The organism is Pseudomonas sp. R2-37-08W, from assembly GCF_003851705.1.
In the GTDB taxonomy this organism is placed as follows: Bacteria; Pseudomonadota; Gammaproteobacteria; order Pseudomonadales; family Pseudomonadaceae; genus Aquipseudomonas.
Genome location: NZ_CP027728.1, coordinates 2669486 through 2685261 on the forward strand (window position 1 = coordinate 2669486; position 15776 = coordinate 2685261).

The 15776-nt window shown below is 62.8% G+C and carries 13 protein-coding genes; 6 read left to right on the forward strand and 7 right to left on the reverse strand.

Annotation, left to right across the window (positions count from 1 at the left end):
- Positions 1-10: 10 nt before the first annotated feature.
- From C4J93_RS12335 to C4J93_RS12360, 6 genes are all read left to right on the forward strand, one after another.
- A complete protein-coding gene (locus tag C4J93_RS12335; RefSeq protein WP_124366828.1) occupies positions 11-673 on the forward strand; it encodes an amino acid ABC transporter permease in 663 nt (220 codons plus the stop codon).
- A complete protein-coding gene (locus tag C4J93_RS12340) occupies positions 670-1452 on the forward strand; it encodes an amino acid ABC transporter ATP-binding protein (protein WP_124362611.1) in 783 nt (260 codons plus the stop codon). The genes C4J93_RS12335 and C4J93_RS12340 overlap by 4 nt, the downstream gene beginning before the upstream one ends.
- 14 nt (positions 1453-1466) lie before the next feature.
- A complete protein-coding gene (locus tag C4J93_RS12345; protein WP_032896881.1) occupies positions 1467-1856 on the forward strand; it encodes a RidA family protein in 390 nt (129 codons plus the stop codon).
- Positions 1857-2024: 168 nt separating this feature from the next.
- A complete protein-coding gene (locus tag C4J93_RS12350) occupies positions 2025-2789 on the forward strand; it encodes an IclR family transcriptional regulator (RefSeq protein ID WP_124429459.1) in 765 nt (254 codons plus the stop codon).
- A 9-nt stretch (positions 2790-2798) separates the two neighbouring features.
- Complete coding sequence (locus C4J93_RS12355) at positions 2799-4007, forward strand: amino acid deaminase (protein WP_124429460.1); 1209 nt, start codon at positions 2799-2801, stop codon at positions 4005-4007.
- A 109-nt stretch (positions 4008-4116) separates the two neighbouring features.
- Positions 4117-5022, forward strand: coding sequence for a sugar kinase (locus C4J93_RS12360; protein ID WP_124429461.1), 906 nt, complete (start codon positions 4117-4119; stop codon positions 5020-5022).
- 120 nt (positions 5023-5142) lie between these two features.
- Here the strand turns inward: C4J93_RS12360 and C4J93_RS12365 are convergent, their stop codons facing one another.
- The 7 genes from C4J93_RS12365 to C4J93_RS12395 form a co-directional block, all read right to left on the reverse strand.
- The gene (locus C4J93_RS12365; RefSeq protein ID WP_124362615.1) at positions 5143-5418 is read right to left on the reverse strand and encodes a peptidylprolyl isomerase; all 276 of its coding nucleotides are present in this window, start codon (positions 5416-5418) and stop codon (positions 5143-5145) included.
- A 43-nt stretch (positions 5419-5461) separates the two neighbouring features.
- Positions 5462-7999, reverse strand: coding sequence for a PAS domain-containing sensor histidine kinase (locus tag C4J93_RS12370; protein ID WP_124429462.1), 2538 nt, complete (start codon positions 7997-7999; stop codon positions 5462-5464).
- Between the two features lie 141 nt (positions 8000-8140).
- Positions 8141-10093 (reverse strand): acetoacetate--CoA ligase, encoded by a 1953-nt coding sequence (locus C4J93_RS12375; protein ID WP_124429463.1) that lies wholly within the window; start codon positions 10091-10093, stop codon positions 8141-8143.
- A 170-nt stretch (positions 10094-10263) separates the two neighbouring features.
- Positions 10264-11037 (reverse strand): 3-hydroxybutyrate dehydrogenase, encoded by a 774-nt coding sequence (locus C4J93_RS12380; RefSeq protein WP_124366834.1) that lies wholly within the window; start codon positions 11035-11037, stop codon positions 10264-10266.
- A 7-nt stretch (positions 11038-11044) separates the two neighbouring features.
- Positions 11045-12436 carry a GntP family permease gene (locus C4J93_RS12385; RefSeq protein ID WP_124407044.1) on the reverse strand — a complete coding sequence of 464 codons (1392 nt, stop codon included), beginning with the start codon at positions 12434-12436 and terminating at the stop codon, positions 11045-11047.
- A gap of 279 nt (positions 12437-12715) precedes the next feature.
- Complete coding sequence (locus C4J93_RS12390; RefSeq protein WP_124429464.1) at positions 12716-14125, reverse strand: sigma-54-dependent Fis family transcriptional regulator; 1410 nt, start codon at positions 14123-14125, stop codon at positions 12716-12718.
- A 73-nt stretch (positions 14126-14198) separates the two neighbouring features.
- The gene (locus C4J93_RS12395; RefSeq protein ID WP_124429465.1) at positions 14199-15770 is read right to left on the reverse strand and encodes an ABC transporter ATP-binding protein; all 1572 of its coding nucleotides are present in this window, start codon (positions 15768-15770) and stop codon (positions 14199-14201) included.
- Between the last annotated feature and the right edge of the window lie 6 nt (positions 15771-15776).

A 15776-nucleotide genomic window follows, 5' to 3' on the forward strand; every position in this document is an offset into this window, starting at 1 on the left:
AGGGTTTTCCATGTACGAATCCCCTAGCTGGCTGCATGAACTGTGGATCGCCCGGGAGACGCTGTGGGCCGGGTTCCAGACCAGCATTTACTGCTCGGCGCTGGCGATTATCTTCGGCACCCTGATCGGTATCTTCGCCGGGCTGGTGCTGACCTATGGCAAGTTCTGGATGCGTGCGCCGTTTCGCCTGTATGTCGACCTGATTCGTGGCACGCCGGTATTCGTGCTGGTGCTGGCGTGTTTCTACATGCTGCCGGCGCTCGGTTGGCAAATCAGTGCGTTCCAGGCCGGCGCGGTCGGGCTCACGCTGTTCTGTGGCTCCCACGTCGCGGAAATCGTGCGCGGTGCGCTGCAGGCCATCCCCCGTGGGCAACTGGAAGCGGGCAAGGCAATTGGCCTGACGTTCTACCAGTCCCTGGGCTACGTGCTGTTGCCCCAGGCGCTGCGGCAGATCCTGCCGACCTGGGTCAATTCCTCCACGGAAATCGTCAAGGCCTCGACCTTGCTCTCGGTGATCGGCGTGGCCGAGCTGCTGCTGAGCACCCAGCAAGTCATTGCGCGCACCTTCATGACCCTGGAGTTCTACCTGTTCGCAGGCTTCATGTTCTTTGTCATCAACTACGCCATCGAGTTATTCGGGCGCTACATTGAAAAGCGGGTGGCCTTGCCATGAATCAACCTCAAACAATCGAACCGTTGCTGAACATTCGTGGCCTGCGCAAGCAATACGGAGACGTTGAAGTGCTCAAGGGCGTCGACCTGAGCCTGCAGCGTGGCAACGTGGTGACCTTGATCGGTTCCAGCGGCTCGGGCAAGACCACCCTGTTGCGTTGCGTCAACCTGCTGGAAGAATTCCAGGGCGGGCAGATTACCCTCGATGGCGCGTCCATCGGCTATAGCGACGTGGCCGGCAAGCGCGTGCGTCACCCCGAGCGGGTGATCGCCCAGCACCGCGCCATGACCGGCATGGCGTTTCAGCAGTTCAACCTGTTCCCGCATCTGACCGCCTTGCAGAACGTGACCCTGGGTTTGTTGAAAGTTAAGAAAATGCCTAAGGACGAGGCCGTGTCGCTCGCGGAAAAATGGCTCGACCGTGTGGGACTTCTGGAACGTCGCAATCACTTTCCCGGCCAGTTGTCCGGCGGCCAACAACAGCGCGTGGCGATTGCCCGGGCCATTGCCATGAACCCCAGCCTGATGCTGTTCGACGAAGTCACCTCGGCCCTCGACCCGGAGCTGGTGGGCGAAGTGCTCAGCGTAATCAAGGGATTGGCGGAGGAGGGCATGACCATGTTGCTGGTCACCCACGAAATGCGCTTTGCCTATGAGGTCTCGGACAAGATCGTCTTCATGAACCAGGGTCGCATCGAAGAGCAAGGCTCGTCGAAGGACATCTTCGAGCGGCCGCAGTCACCGCGTCTGGCGGAATTTCTCAAGAGCATTCGTTTTTAATCAGGAGCTATTTTATGAGCATTACTCGTTACGGTACCGGCAGCACCGCCGGCGGCGGCCAGCCACGTCCTTTCGCCCGCGCGGTGGAAGCCGATGGTTGGTTGTATGTGTCGGGCCAGGTGCCGGCGGTGGACGGTGAAATCATCAATGGCGGGATCATCGAACAAACCCGTCAGACGATGCGCAACGTGGTGGCAATTCTGGAAGAGGCCGGCTACGAATTGAAAGACGTGGTGCGCGTCGGCGTATGGCTGGAAGACCCACGGGATTTCTGGAGTTTCAACAAAGTCTTCGGCGAATACTTCACCCCGGAACACGCCCCGGCGCGCGCCTGTGTGCAGGCCAACATGATGGTGGACTGCAAGGTGGAGATCGATTGCGTGGCCTACAAGAAAAAAGGCTAAATTGGCCCCACTCTCAAGACCATAGCCGTTCCAATGTGGGAGGGGGCTTGCTCCCGATAGCGGTTTACCAGCAACAGATATATGGACTGACACACTGCAATCGGGAGCAAGCCCCCTCCCACAGGGGTTCACAGTGCAGCACAAACCTATGACCGGACTGGAACTGCCATGACCGAAGACACCATCAAACGCCGCGCCAAAGGCCTGGACCGTGCGTTCGATATCCTCGATTTTCTCAAGGAAATCGGCCAGCCACTGCGCCCGAATGACATCGCCAGCGGCATCGGCAGCCCCAAGTCCACGGTCTACGAACTGGTCGCCTCGCTGCTCGAACGGCGCATCCTGGAAACCGTGGGCAAGGACGGTCACGTCTACCTCGGACGCCAGCTGTACTTCCTCGGCCAGGCGCATCTGCGCCACTTCGACCTGACCCGCGAGGCCGACCACGCCTTGCAGGAGATCGTCAGCCAGACCCACGAAACCGCGCAGATGTGCCTGCTCAACGGGCGCAAGTACACGGTGGCGCTGATGCGCGAAGGCCAGCGGCATTTTCGTATTTCCTCGGATATCGGCGAAAACGCGCCGATCCCCTGGACCGCCTCCGGGCGCCTGCTGCTCGGGCATTTGAGCGACCGGCAAATCATCGACTTGATCGATCCCGACGATTTCATCCTGCCGGATGGCCTGCGCCTGCCCCTGGAGACCTTCCTGGCGCAGATCCGCCAGGCCACCCTCGACGGGTTCTTCTCCTTCGACAGCGTCGCCGACACCTTTACCCACTGCTTTGCCGCCCCGGTGCGCGACGCGCAGGGCGTCAGCATTGCGACGCTGTGCATCGTCGCCCCGCGGGCCGATGCGAGCAAAAACTATCACGACTATCGCCGGGTGCTGATCGACAGCGCCAATAACCTGGCCCGGCGCATCAACGAATAGGAATTACCCATGTCTGCCTTCAATGCCGTTGAAAAAGGCGCCGCCGCAGTTGGCGCTCACCTGGTGCGCGATGTCAGCCTGCCGGCCTTGGTGCTGCACCGCGAGGCCCTGGAACACAACATTCGCTGGATGCAGCAATTCGTCAGTGACAGCGGCGCGCAGTTGGCGCCACACGGCAAGACCAGCATGATGCCGGCGCTGTTTCAGCGTCAACTCGCCCAGGGCGCCTGGGGCATTACCCTGGCCACTGCGGTGCAGACCCGCGCCGCCTACGCCGGCGGGGTGCGCCGTGTGCTGATGGCCAACCAACTGGTTGGCGCGCCGAACATGGCGCTGATCGCCGACCTGCTGGCCGACCCGGATTTCGATTTTCACTGCATGGTCGACCATCCGGACAACGTTGCTGACCTGGGCCTGTTCTTCGCCGCCCGTGGTCTGCGCCTGAACGTGATGATCGAGTACGGCGTGGTCGGTGGCCGTTGCGGTTGCCGCAGCGAGCAGCAAGTGCGCGAGCTGGCAGAGGCGATCAAGGCCCAGCCGGCCCTGGCCCTTACCGGTATTGAAGGCTATGAAGGTGTGATCCATGGCGATGAGGCGATCAGCGGCATTCGCGCGTTCGCGGCCAGCCTGGTGCGCCAGGCGGTAGACCTGCAAGACAATGGCTATTTCGACCTGCCCACCCCAATCGTGACGGCGTCGGGTTCGGCCTGGTATGACCTGATTGCCGAATCGTTTGAGGCGCAGAATGCCGCCGGCCGCTTCCTCAGCGTCCTGCGCCCCGGCAGCTACGTGGCCCACGACCATGGCATCTACAAAGACGCGCAATGCTGTGTGCTTGACCGTCGCAGCGACCTCGACGAAGGCCTGCGCCCGGCGCTGGAAGTCTGGGCCCATGTGCAGTCGTTGCCGGAACCGGGCTTTGCGGTGATCGCCCTGGGCAAGCGCGATGTAGCCTATGACGCCGGTCTGCCGGTGCCGCTCAAGCGCTACAAGGCCGGAATTCTACCGGCAGAGGGCGACGATGTGAGCGCGTGCCAGGTGACCGCCGTGATGGACCAACACGCGTTCATGACCGTGGCGCCGGGGGTTGAACTGCGCATTGGCGACATCATTTCGTTTGGTACTTCCCATCCATGCCTGACCTTCGACAAGTGGCAGGTGGGTTGCCTGGTGGATGAACAACTGCGGGTGATCGAGTCCGTGCGCACCTGCTTCTAGACCGAGTCGCGCCTATCGGGGGCAAGCCCCCTCCCACAGGGGAATGCATTCCAAATGTGGGAGGGGGCTTGCCCCCGATGAGTCCATCAGCCCCACCGAGACAGCAGCCATGACCACTAAACCGCGCATCGCCCTGATCGGCGAATGCATGATCGAACTGCAACACCGCGCCGACGGCAGCCTGCACCAGAGCTTCGGCGGCGACACCCTGAACGCGGCGGTGTACCTGCGCCGCGAGCTGGGCGACTTCGGCACTGTCGATTACGTCACCGCCCTGGGCGATGACAGTTTCAGCGATGCCATGTGCCAACAGTGGGCCGATGAAGGCCTCGGACTGGGCATGGTCCAGCGCCTGGCCGGGCGTTTGCCGGGTTTGTATTGCATCCAGACCGACGCCAACGGCGAGCGCAAATTCCTCTACTGGCGCAACGAAGCGGCTGTGCGCGACTGTTTTACCACGCCGGCCGCCGAGCCGATCCTGGCAGCCCTGCCGGGCTATGACTGGGTGTATTTCAGCGGCATCACCCTGGCGGTGCTGGGGGAAATCGGGCGTGAGCGTTTACTCGAAAGTCTGATCGAAACCCGGCGTCGCGGCGGTAAGGTCGTATTCGACAACAACTACCGGCCGCGTCTGTGGGCGAACATCGAGGCGGCCCGCGCGGCGTATCACCGCGTGTTGGCCGAGGTGGATATCGCCTTGCTCACCGAGGACGACGAGCGCGCGTTGTTCGGTTATGCCGACAGCGAGCAGGTGTTTGCGGCCTACCCGATGATTGAGGAGGTGGTGCTCAAGCGCGGCGCGGATGACTGTTTGATCCGCTGCGTCGGCGAGCGCTTTGCCGTGCCGGCGTTGAAGGTGGAGAAGGTAGTGGACACCACGGCAGCGGGGGATTCGTTCAGTGCGGCGTATTTGGCCGGTCGGCTCAAGGGCGGTTCGCCGGAGCAGGCTGCTTTGGCTGGGCATCGGTTGGCCAGCCGGGTGATTCAGGTGCCGGGTGCTTTGATACCCAGGTGAATGGCCGCCTGCGGCGGATCGGGAGCAAGCCCCCTCCCACAGTTAACCGCGTTTTAACTGAAAGAATGCAGTTGAATGTGGGAGGGGGCTTGCCCCCGATAACGGTGTAAAGCCAACCCATCAATCCCGGTAAAACACCTGCACCAAGTGATAACCAAACTTGCTCTTGACCGGCCCATGCACCACCCGCAGCGGTTTCTTGAAGATCACTGCATCAATGGCCCCAACCATCTGCCCTGGCCGCACTTCACCCAGATCACCGCCGCGCTTGCCCGACGGGCAAGTGGAGTACTTCTTGGCCAGCACATCAAAGGCTTCGCCCTTGGCAATGCGCTGCTTGAGCTGTTCGGCTTCTTCGCTGGTTTTCACCAGGATATGACGGGCTTGGGCTTTCATCGATCTCTACCAGGTGTGCGACGGCGCGCGATTATGCCTGAACTCAGGCATCGACGCCGATCATGCTGCGGATTTTGGTCGCCAGCAGGTCAATGGAAAACGGCTTGGCCACCATGTCCATGCCGTGCTCCAGAAAGCCCTGGCGCTCGGCGGCTTTTTCGGCGTAGCCGGTCATGAACAGCACGCGCAGCCCCGGCCGGTGCTGGCGGGCGATTTCCGCCAGTTGCCGGCCGTTCATGCCCGGCAGGCCGACGTCGGTCACCAGCAGGTCGACGCGTAAATCCGATTCCAGCAACGGCAGCGCGGTGCGCGCGTCTGCTGCCTGGTGCGCGGTGTAACCCAGTTCATCGAGCAAATTGACCACCAGCATGCGCACCGCCGGGTCGTCCTCGACCACCACCACCGCTTCGCCGGCCAGGGCCAGCGGCGCTTCGGCCAGGCTGGCGGGCAGGCTGCTTTCCAGCGCAGTGCCGTGCAGGCGCGGCAGGTACAGGCGCACGCAGGTGCCCTGGCCCGGTTCGCTCTGGATAGTCACGTGGCCCCCCGATTGCTGGGCAAAGCCGTAGATCATCGACAAGCCCAGGCCGGTGCCCTGGCCGATGGGTTTGGTGGTGAAAAACGGGTCGAAGGCTTTGGCGAGAATTTTCGGCGCCATGCCGCTGCCGTTGTCGCGCACGCCGAGCATCACGTAGTCGCCGGCCTTGACCGGCTCCAGGGTGGTGATATCGGTGCCGTCCAGATAGCTGTTGGCGGTTTCGATCAGCAGTTCACCGCCGTCGGGCATGGCGTCACGGGCATTGATTACCAGGTTGAGCAGCGCATTTTCCAGTTGGCTGGCGTCGGTGTTCACCGGCCAGATGTCTTTGCCAAGCTGCACGGTGAGCGTGATATGCGCGCCCTTGGTGCGGCGGAACAGATCTTCCAGGGACGCCACCAACTGGTTGGGATCGGTGGGGCGCTTATCCAGCGACTGGCGCCGCGAGAACGCCAGCAGCCGGTGGGTGAGGGCGGCGGCGCGGTGGGCGGAGGCCACGGCGGCATCGGCAAAGCGGCCGATGTCTTCGCTGCGGCCGGCGGCAATGTAGCGTTGCATCAGGTCGAGGCTGCCGATGATGCCGGTGAGCATATTGTTGAAGTCGTGGGCGATACCGCCGGTGAGCTGGCCCACGGCTTCCATTTTCTGCGCGTGGCGCAGCGCGTCTTCAGCCCGCTCGCGCTCGAACATTTCGTTGTGCAGGCGCTGGTTGGCCTCGGCCAGCGCCTGGGTGCGCTGGGCCACGCGCTCTTCGAGGTTTTCGTTGAGGTGGCGCAGGGCTTCTTCAGTGAGTTTGCGTTCGGTCTCGTCGATCACAAAGATGTAGAAACCGTTCACCGAGCCGTCAGTGCAGAAGCGCGGCAGGTACTTCATCAACGCATGGCGCGGCCGCCCGTCGCGATGCGGCGTGACGGTCATGAAGCTGCACGCCTTGCCGTTGAGCGCGGCGGCGATCTTGTCTGCGCGCCCGGCGTACACCTCGTCGCCCAGCACTTCGCGAATGGTCTTGCCGTACAGTTCCTGAGGCGTCTTGCCGTACCAGTCGAGGTAGGCGCTGTTGTTCAAGCGAAAGCATTGCTCGTGGTCGACATAGCCGATCAGCACCGGCATGGCGTTGATGATCAGTTGCAGTTCGGTCTGGCTTTGACGCAGCGCCTGCTCGGTGTGCTTGCGCTCGGTGAGGTCCAGTGCGGCACCGAGGAAACGGGCGGGGCGGCCTTGCGGGTCCTTGTAGCAGCGGCCACGGGCAAACACCCAGCGTACCTGGCCGTCGGCTTGCAGCAGGCGGTATTCCTCGGCGTATTCGGTGCCGAAGGTGATGCAATGCTTGATGCTGCGCGTGACCGTGCCACGGTCTTCGGGATGCACGCCGAGCAGGTAGGCGCTGATGGGCAGCAGGCCGGCGTCATCGGGGTCGACGCCGTGCAGGTAAGCGAAATGTGCGTCGGCGATAAACCGGTCTTCGCCGATGTCCCAGTCCCAGGTGCCTACCGCGTCGGTCGCCGCCAGGGCCAGTTGCAGTCGTTGCTCGGTGTTGTGCTGGGCCTTGAGGCTGTCTTCGGAGCGCTGTTGCAGTTCGAGGGCTTGGCGGCGCCGCTCGTTGGTTTCGATGGCCGTGACCAGGATGCCGGCCACGCGGCCGCTTTCATCGCGCACTGGGCTGTAGGTCAGGTCAAGCCAGATTTCAGTGTCGCGCTGGTTGCGCTGCAGCACGAAGCGCTGCTCGCTGAAGGTGCGCACTTGGCCGCTGAGCACCGCGTCGTAGACCGGCGCGGCGAAGCTTTGCAGCTCCGGCCAGGTCGCGTGCACCGGCTGGCCCAGGGCGCCGGGGTGCTTGTTGCCGGCCAGCCGGGCGAAACCATCGTTATACAGCTGGGTGAGCTGCTCGCCCCAGAGCAGCAGCATCGGCATGGGCGAATGCACCACGATATCCACGGCGGTGCGCAGACTTTGCGGCCAATCATTGGCCTCACCGAGGGGGCTTTGCGCCCAGTCCAGCCGCTCGATCATTGCTGCGGCTTCGCTACCGGTGGATGTTCCATTCATGAAAAAGCCTTGCGTATCACGCTTTGAAAAATGACAACACCCATTATTCCAAGAGACAACGACGGGTGGCTACCTCGAAAAATAGCACGCATTGCCGGGTTTTCTGCAAAACGCCGTATCAGGGCTGAAGCCTTTCATCTGTCACGCCAGCTCAGGGCGGTCGCGAAAGTGTTCGAGGGCCTCGGGGTTGGCCAGCGCATCGGTGTTTTTCACCGGTTCCCCATGCACCACATTGCGCACCGCCAATTCGACGATCTTGCCGCTGATGGTGCGCGGGATATCGGCGACCGCGAGGATTTTCGCCGGCACGTGGCGCGGTGTGGTGTTGGCGCGGATCACCTGGCGGATTTGCTGCTCCAGCGCCTCATCCAACTGGACACCTTCAGCCAGGCGCACAAACAGCACCACGCGCACGTCGTCTTGCCAGCGCTGGCCGATGGCGAGGCTTTCCAGCACCTGCGTGACTTTTTCCACCTGGCGATAGATCTCGGCGGTGCCGATGCGCACGCCGCCAGGGTTGAGCACCGCATCGGAGCGGCCATGAATCAGCAGGCTGCCGTTGGGACGTTGCTCGGCGTAATCGCCCTGGGCCCACACGCCGGGGAACTGGCTGAAATACGAGGCCCGCAACTTCTGCTGCTGCGGGTCGTTCCACAGCCCGATGGGCATCGCCGGGAAATGCCGGGTACACACCAATTCGCCTTTCTCGCCGACCAGTGGGCGGCCCTGCTCGTCCCACACTTCGATAGCCATCGCCAGGCTCTTGCACTGCATTTCGCCACGGCGCACCGGCAACACCGGGTTACCAATCACGAAGCAGGAGACAATATCGGTGCCGCCGGACATCGATGACAGGCACAGCTCGGCCTTGATCTCGCGGTACACGTAGTCGTAGCTCTGGGGCGACAGCGGCGACCCGGTGGAGATCAACCCTTTGAGGCTGCGCAAATCATGGCTGAGGCGCGGTTGCAGGCCGGCCTTTTCCAGGGTGGCGAGGAACTTGGGGCTGGTGCCGAACACGCTGATGCGTTCGGCGTCGATCAGGTCGATCAAGCGTTGCGGGCCCGGATGAAACGGAGAACCGTCATACAGCACCGCCGTGGCGCCCAGGGCCAGCACCGACACCAGCCAGTTCCACATCATCCAGCCGCAGGTGGTGTAGTAGAACAGGCAGTCTTCACGGGACAGGTCGGCATGCAGGCCATGTTCCTTGAGATGGGTGAGCAGGACGCCGCCGGTGCCGTGAATGATGCACTTGGGCACGCCGGTGGTGCCGCTGGAATAGAGGATATACAGCGGGTGATCGAACGGCACCGCGACGAACTCGGGCGTGCCGCCGGGTTGGTAGAAGTCGCGCCACAGTGCGACGCGCGCGGGCGTGCGGTAATCCGTGACCTGCGCCTGAGGGCGGGCATAGGGCACGATGATCAACAGTTCCAGGGACGGCAGCCGTGCGAGGATTTCATTGAGCTTGGCGCTCTGGTCGAGGGTCTTGCCGGCATAGCGATAACCGGCGCAAGTGATCAGCACCTTGGGCTCGATCTGGCCGAAACGGTCGATCACGCCTTGGGTGCCGAAGTCCGGTGAAGAGCACGACCAGATTGCCCCGAGGCTGGTGGTGGCGAGCATGCCGACCAGGGTTTGCCAGGTATTGGGCATGCACGCCGCCACACGGTCACCCACACCAACACCGGCCAAGCGCAGGCTGTTTTGCAGGCCGGCGACATGTTCGGCCAATTGCGCGTAGCTCAATTGCTCACGCTGGCCGTCTTCACTGATGGCAACCACCGCCGGGTGATCGTCGCGACGGCGCAGCAAGTGCTCGGCGAAGTTCAGGGTAGCGCCGGGAAACCACTGGGCGCTGGGCATGTCGGCGCTCTCGATCAACGTGGTGCTGGGCGGGCTGCGAAATTGCACCTCGAAGAACGCCACGATGGCCTTCCAGAAATCCGGGCGCTGGTCGATGCTCCACTGGTGCAGCGCGGGGTAGTCGCCCAGCTGCAGGTTGTGATGCGCATTGATGTAGCGGCGGAACTGGTCCATGCGCGTGTTGGCGATGCGTTCCGGGGAAGGTTGCCAGAGGATGTCGAACATTGCGGGGTCTCTTGTACTTGTATGAGGGGTGTCAGACAAAGCAAGTCCAATGTGGGAGGGGGCTTGCTCCCGATAGCGGTGTTTCAGTTTGCACATTCATTGACTGACCCACCGCTATCGGGAGCAAGCCCCCTCCCACATTTGGATATCTTCTGTTCGGTAGACCGTGGTTATTGGGCCAACCAACCGCCATCAATATTCCACGCCGCGCCACGCACCTGGCTACCGGCCTCACTGCATAAAAACAGCACCAGCTCACCCAGCTGCGGCGGTGTCACGAACTCCAGCGACGGCTGTTTTTCCGCCAGCAGATCATGCTGCGCCTGCTGCGGGCTCACCCCGTTGGCCGCGCGATCGTCGATCTGCTTCTGCACCAGCGGCGTCAGCACCCAGCCCGGGCAAATCGCGTTGCACGTCACGTTGCTGGTCGCGGTTTCCAGGCCCACAACCTTGGTCAGGCCGATCACCCCATGCTTGGCCGCCACATAGGCCGCCTTGCCCACCGAACCCACCTGGCCGTGCACCGAGGCGATATTGACGATGCGTCCCCAACCCTTGGCCTTCATGCCCGGCAGGCTCAAGCGCGTGCTGTGGAACACCGACGACAGGTTGATGGCGATGATCGAGTCCCAGCGCTCCACCGGAAAATCTTCCACCGCCGCCACATGCTGGATGCCGGCGTTATTGACCAGTATGTCGACGCCCCCGAACTCACGCTCGGCATACGCGAGCATTTCGGCGATCTGCGCCGGGTCGCTGACGTCTGCCGGGTGATGCCCGACCTTGCCGCCAAACGCCTGCACCTGGGCGATCACGCCGCTGGCATCGCCGAAGCCGTTGAGGATCAGGTTGGCGCCGGCCTTGGCCAGGCTCAGGGCAATGCCCAGGCCGATGCCGCTGGTGGAGCCGGTGACCAGGGCGGTCTTGCCGTTCAATGTCGTCATGAAAACCTCACACTATGCCGGTGGCGTAGAACGTACCGATCACCACGAACACCGCGAGGGTCTTGATGATCGTGATGCCGAAAATATCCTTGTAGGCTTCGCGGTGGGTCAGCCCGGTCACCGCCAGCAGGGTGATCACCGCGCCGTTGTGGGGCAGGGTGTCCATGCCGCCGCTGGCCATGGCCGCGACCCGGTGCAGCACTTCAAGGGGGATATTGGCCGCATGGGCCGCTGAAATAAAGCTTTCGGACATGGCGGCCAGGGCGATGCTCATGCCGCCGGACGCGGAGCCGGTGATCCCCGCCAGCAGGGTCACGGTAATGGCTTCGTTGACCAGCGGGTTGGGGATGCCCTTGAGCCAGTCCGCCAATACCAAGAACCCCGGCAACGAGGCGATCACGGCACCGAACCCGTATTCGGAAGCGGTGTTCATCGCTGCCAGCAGCGCGCCGCTGACCGCACTTTTGCTGCCCTCGGCCAGCTTGCTTTTGATCGCTGAAAAACCGCACACCAGCACCACGATAATCCCCACCAGCAACGCCGCCTGCACCGCCCAGATCGCGGTGAGCTTGGCGATTTCGGTAGTCACCGGGGCGCTCATGCCCGGCAGGCTGAGGCTGTGGGTCTTGCCGTACCACTGCGGGATCCAGTGGGTGAACAGCAGGTTCATCACCCCCACCAGAATCAACGGCGACAGCGCGATCCATGGGTTGGGCAGGGCCAGGTTCTCGGCGGTTTCCGGCTCGTTGCGCAGCTCGGTGCCATAGCCTTCACCCGCGCGCTGGGCCTTGTTGCGCTGGCGCGACAGGTAGAGCATGCCGGCGCAGAACACGAAGATCGTACCGATCAGCCCCAACCACGGCGCCGCCCAGGCGGTGGTGTTGAAGAAGGTGCTGGGGATGATGTTCTGGATCTGCGGCGTGCCGGGCAGGGCGTCCATGGTGAACGAGAATGCACCGAGGGCAATGGTGGCCGGGATCAGGCGCTTGGGGATATCGCTCTGGCGGAACATCTCCGCGGCAAACGGGTACACCGCAAACACCACCACGAACAGCGACACGCCGCCGTAAGTGAGCAGGGCACAGACCAACACAATCACCAGCATCGCCTGACGCGTGCCGAGCAAACGAATGGCGGCGGCGACGATAGAACGCGAGAACCCCGACAACTCGATCAGCTTGCCGAACACCGCCCCGAGCAGGAACACCGGGAAATACAACTTGATGAAACCGACCATTTTCTCCATGAACACCCCGGTGAAGGCCGGTGCGACAGCGGAAGGGTCAGTCAGCAGAACAGCGCCGAGGGCGGCGATCGGGGCAAACAGGATAACGCTATAGCCACGGTAGGCAGCCAACATCAGCAGCGCCAGGGCTGCCAGGGCAATGATCACACTCATGGTGTGTCTCCAATTGTTATTTTTGTGGGTGAAACGCTGGAGAAGGGCTATAGCGAGATGTGTGCCATGTTTTTAACTTATTGAAATATAAGTAAATTAACTATTTTGTCTGTGATGGTTTTCGACTTTGTCTCAATTTAGAGACCGCCACCGATCAAATGTGGGAGGGGGCTTGCTCCCGATAGCGGTGTGTCAGCTTATATATCCACTGGCTGATCCGCCGCCATCGGGAGCAAGCCCCCTCCCACAAAGGTTTGTCTTCATAGTGAGATTTGAGTCTCATGTTGGAGACTGCGCAATCCCCAAGGCCACCATCTTCTTGTACAGCGTCGAGCGCCCCAGTCCCAATCCTCTCGCCGCCTCCACCACATTCCCTTCGCAGCGCTCAAGTGCCGCCGTAATCACTTGCCTATCAAACCGCTCCCGCGCCGCCGCAAACGTCTCACCCTCGGCCGTGGCTACCGCACCACGCGCCACCGGCCTGAACGTGCCAATCGCAGCCCGAATCTCCCCGGCGTTCAACACCAGGTCATCGCTCAACAACGCCGCCCGCTCGAGCACGTTGCGCAGCTCACGGATATTTCCCGGCCAGGCATGCTGCGCCAACAGCGCCAGGGCTTCGCGGTCCAGTTCATGCTGGCTGCGCAGTTCCTCGAGGATGGCTTCGCTCAGCGCCGGAATATCCTCCAGCCGTTCACCCAGCGGCGGCACCTGGATCGGCAACACGTTCAGGCGGTAGTACAAGTCCGCACGGAACTCGCCACGCTTGATCGCCGCTTCCAGGTCCAGGGAGGTCGCCGCGATCACCCGCACATCGCTGTGCAGCATTTCGTTGGACCCCACCGGTTCGAATTCCTTTTCCTGCAGTACCCGCAATAACTTGCTTTGCAGCGGCAGCGGCATGTCGCCGATTTCATCGAGGAACAGCGTGCCACCCTGGGCGATCTGGAATTTGCCGGGACGGCCCTTGCGGTCGGCGCCGGTGAAGGCGCCCGGGGCGGTGCCGAAGAATTCGGCTTCGAGCAGGTCGTGGGGAATCGCCGCGCTGTTGATGCTGACGAACGCCTTGTGGGCTCGGGGCGATGCGCCATGGATAGCCTGGGCGAGCAATTCCTTGCCGGTGCCGGTTTCGCCCAGCAGCAGCACCGGCGATTCGGCGCTGGCACTGCGCCGCGCACGGCGCTTGACTTCAAGGCTGGCGGCGCTGGTGCCGATAAAGTGCGCGAAGTTGTATTTGCTTTGCCGCGAGCGCAACAGCGAACGCGTGGACGCCAGTTCCTGTTGCATGCTCAGGTAGCGCTCGATCAGCGGCGACAGGTTGCGCAGTTCATCGAACAGCGCAAAGCCAATCGCACCGATCACCGCGCCCGCATCGTCGTGGATCGGCAGGCGCATCACCACCAGCGGGCCCTTGGGCGTGTCCTGGATATCCAGCAGAATCGGCCGGTCGTTGCGCACCACCTGGCGCAACAGGCTGTTGGAAATCACCTGCTCGCAGGGTTGGCCGATGGCCTGCTCGGCGCTCTTGAGGCCGAAACGCTTGGCGTAGCGCTCGTTCATCCAGACGATATTCGCATCACGGTCAACGATCACCGTGCCTTCGCTGGACTGCTCGATGATCTCGAACAGCGACTGAATGGCCAGGCCGCGAACGTGTTGGTAGTCCTTGAGGTTTTCGGTGGTGTTCATAGTCATAGCGCCGATTGATGGTCCAGCAGGTGAAGCGTGGCGAGGGAGCCCGCTCGCCACTATAAACGCGCTTCTACAAGGGGATGTGCGCGGCAGCCAACAGCTCCTTGGTGTAGGGATGCTGCGGCGCTTCGAACACGGCATGGCTGGGGCCGCGCTCTACCACTTTGCCGTCCTTGACCACGATCATATCGTGCGCCATCGCCCGCACCACCGCCAGGTCATGGCTGATGAACAGGTAGGTCAGGCCGTATTTCTCCTGCAGTTCGCGCAACAAGGCCACCACTTGTTTTTGCACCGTACGGTCCAGCGCCGAGGTCGGCTCATCCAGCAGCATCAGCGCCGGCTTGAGCACCAGCGCCCGGGCGATAGCGATGCGCTGGCGCTGGCCACCGGAAAACTCATGGGGGTAACGGTGCCGACTGGCGGGGTCCAGGCCGACGTCCTTGAGTACCTGGATCACCTGGGCTTCGCGCGCGTCGAGGTTGCACGGGGCGTGCACTTCCAGGCCCTCGCTGATGATCTGTTGCACCGACATGCGCGGGCTGAGGCTGCCATACGGGTCCTGGAACACCACCTGCATCTGCTTGCGCCATGGGCGCATCTGTCGGTGGTTGAGCGGGTCGAGGGCCTCGCCCTGGAAGCGGATGCTGCCGGTGGAATCGAGCAGGCGCAGGATCGCCTGGCCCAGGGTCGACTTGCCCGAGCCGGACTCGCCGACAATCCCCAAGGTCTTGCCGCGTTGCACGCTGAGGCTGATACCGTCCACCGCCTGCAGGTAGCGCTTGGGTCGCAGCAGCCCGCCGCCGAGAGCAAACCGCACGCTCAGGTCGTTCACCTGCAATACGGTCTCGCGCTCTTCGCCGCACAACACTTCAGCCGAGGGCTCGGCGTCCAGCAGCAAGCGGCTGTAGGGGTGCTGCGGCGCGGCAAACAAGGCCTGGCAGTCGGCCTGCTCGACGATCTCTCCGGCGCGCATCACGCACACCCGCTGGGCGATGCTGCGCACCAGGTTGAGGTCATGGCTGATCAGCAGCAGTGACATGCCCAGGCGTTGCTGCAACGACTTGAGCAGCAGCAGGATCTTGCGCTGCACGGTCACGTCCAGCGCGGTGGTGGGTTCGTCGGCAATCAGCAACTCCGGCTCGCAGGCCAGGGCCATGGCGATCATCACCCGCTGGCGCTGGCCTCCGGAGAGTTGATGGGGGTAGGCCTTGAGCCGCTCCTGGGGTTTCTGGATGCCCACCAGGTCGAGCAGCTCGAGGATACGCGCCTGCGCCGCCTTGCCGCCCAGGCCCTTGTGCAGCAGCAGCGTCTCGCCGATCTGCTTTTCGATCGTGTGCAGCGGGTTCAGCGAGGTCATCGGCTCCTGGAAGATCATGGCAATGCGGTTGCCGCGCAGCTTTTGCAGGGCCTTAGGCGACGCGCCCATCAGCTCCTGGCCGCGATACTTCACCGAGCCGGTGCTGAGCGTGCCGGCTTCGGGCAGCAGTTGCAGGATCGAATGGGCGGTCACCGACTTGCCCGAGCCCGACTCACCCACCAGCGCCAGGCACTCGCCGGGGCGCACGTCCAGGTTCACATTGCGCACCACCGTGTGGCCGCTGAACGCCACGCTGAGGTCACGGATTTCGATCAGGTTCATATGCAA

Bases quoted from the DNA above. Each gene is read 5' to 3' on its own strand.
- C4J93_RS12380 (WP_124366834.1), bottom strand. From the start codon at position 11,037: ATGACGACATTGAACGGCAAGACCGCCCTGGTCACCGGCTCCACCAGC.
- C4J93_RS12365 (WP_124362615.1), bottom strand. From the start codon at position 5,418: ATGAAAGCCCAAGCCCGTCATATCCTGGTGAAAACCAGCGAAGAAGCC.
- C4J93_RS12355 (WP_124429460.1), top strand. From the start codon at position 2,799: ATGTCTGCCTTCAATGCCGTTGAAAAAGGCGCCGCCGCAGTTGGCGCT.
- C4J93_RS12375 (WP_124429463.1), bottom strand. From the start codon at position 10,093: ATGTTCGACATCCTCTGGCAACCTTCCCCGGAACGCATCGCCAACACG.
- C4J93_RS12340 (WP_124362611.1), top strand. From the start codon at position 670: ATGAATCAACCTCAAACAATCGAACCGTTGCTGAACATTCGTGGCCTG.
- C4J93_RS12395 (WP_124429465.1), bottom strand. From the start codon at position 15,770: ATGAACCTGATCGAAATCCGTGACCTCAGCGTGGCGTTCAGCGGCCAC.
- C4J93_RS12385 (WP_124407044.1), bottom strand. From the start codon at position 12,436: ATGAGTGTGATCATTGCCCTGGCAGCCCTGGCGCTGCTGATGTTGGCT.
- C4J93_RS12350 (WP_124429459.1), top strand. From the start codon at position 2,025: ATGACCGAAGACACCATCAAACGCCGCGCCAAAGGCCTGGACCGTGCG.
- C4J93_RS12370 (WP_124429462.1), bottom strand. From the start codon at position 7,999: ATGAATGGAACATCCACCGGTAGCGAAGCCGCAGCAATGATCGAGCGG.
- C4J93_RS12390 (WP_124429464.1), bottom strand. From the start codon at position 14,125: ATGAACACCACCGAAAACCTCAAGGACTACCAACACGTTCGCGGCCTG.
- C4J93_RS12360 (WP_124429461.1), top strand. From the start codon at position 4,117: ATGACCACTAAACCGCGCATCGCCCTGATCGGCGAATGCATGATCGAA.
- C4J93_RS12335 (WP_124366828.1), top strand. From the start codon at position 11: ATGTACGAATCCCCTAGCTGGCTGCATGAACTGTGGATCGCCCGGGAG.
- C4J93_RS12345 (WP_032896881.1), top strand. From the start codon at position 1,467: ATGAGCATTACTCGTTACGGTACCGGCAGCACCGCCGGCGGCGGCCAG.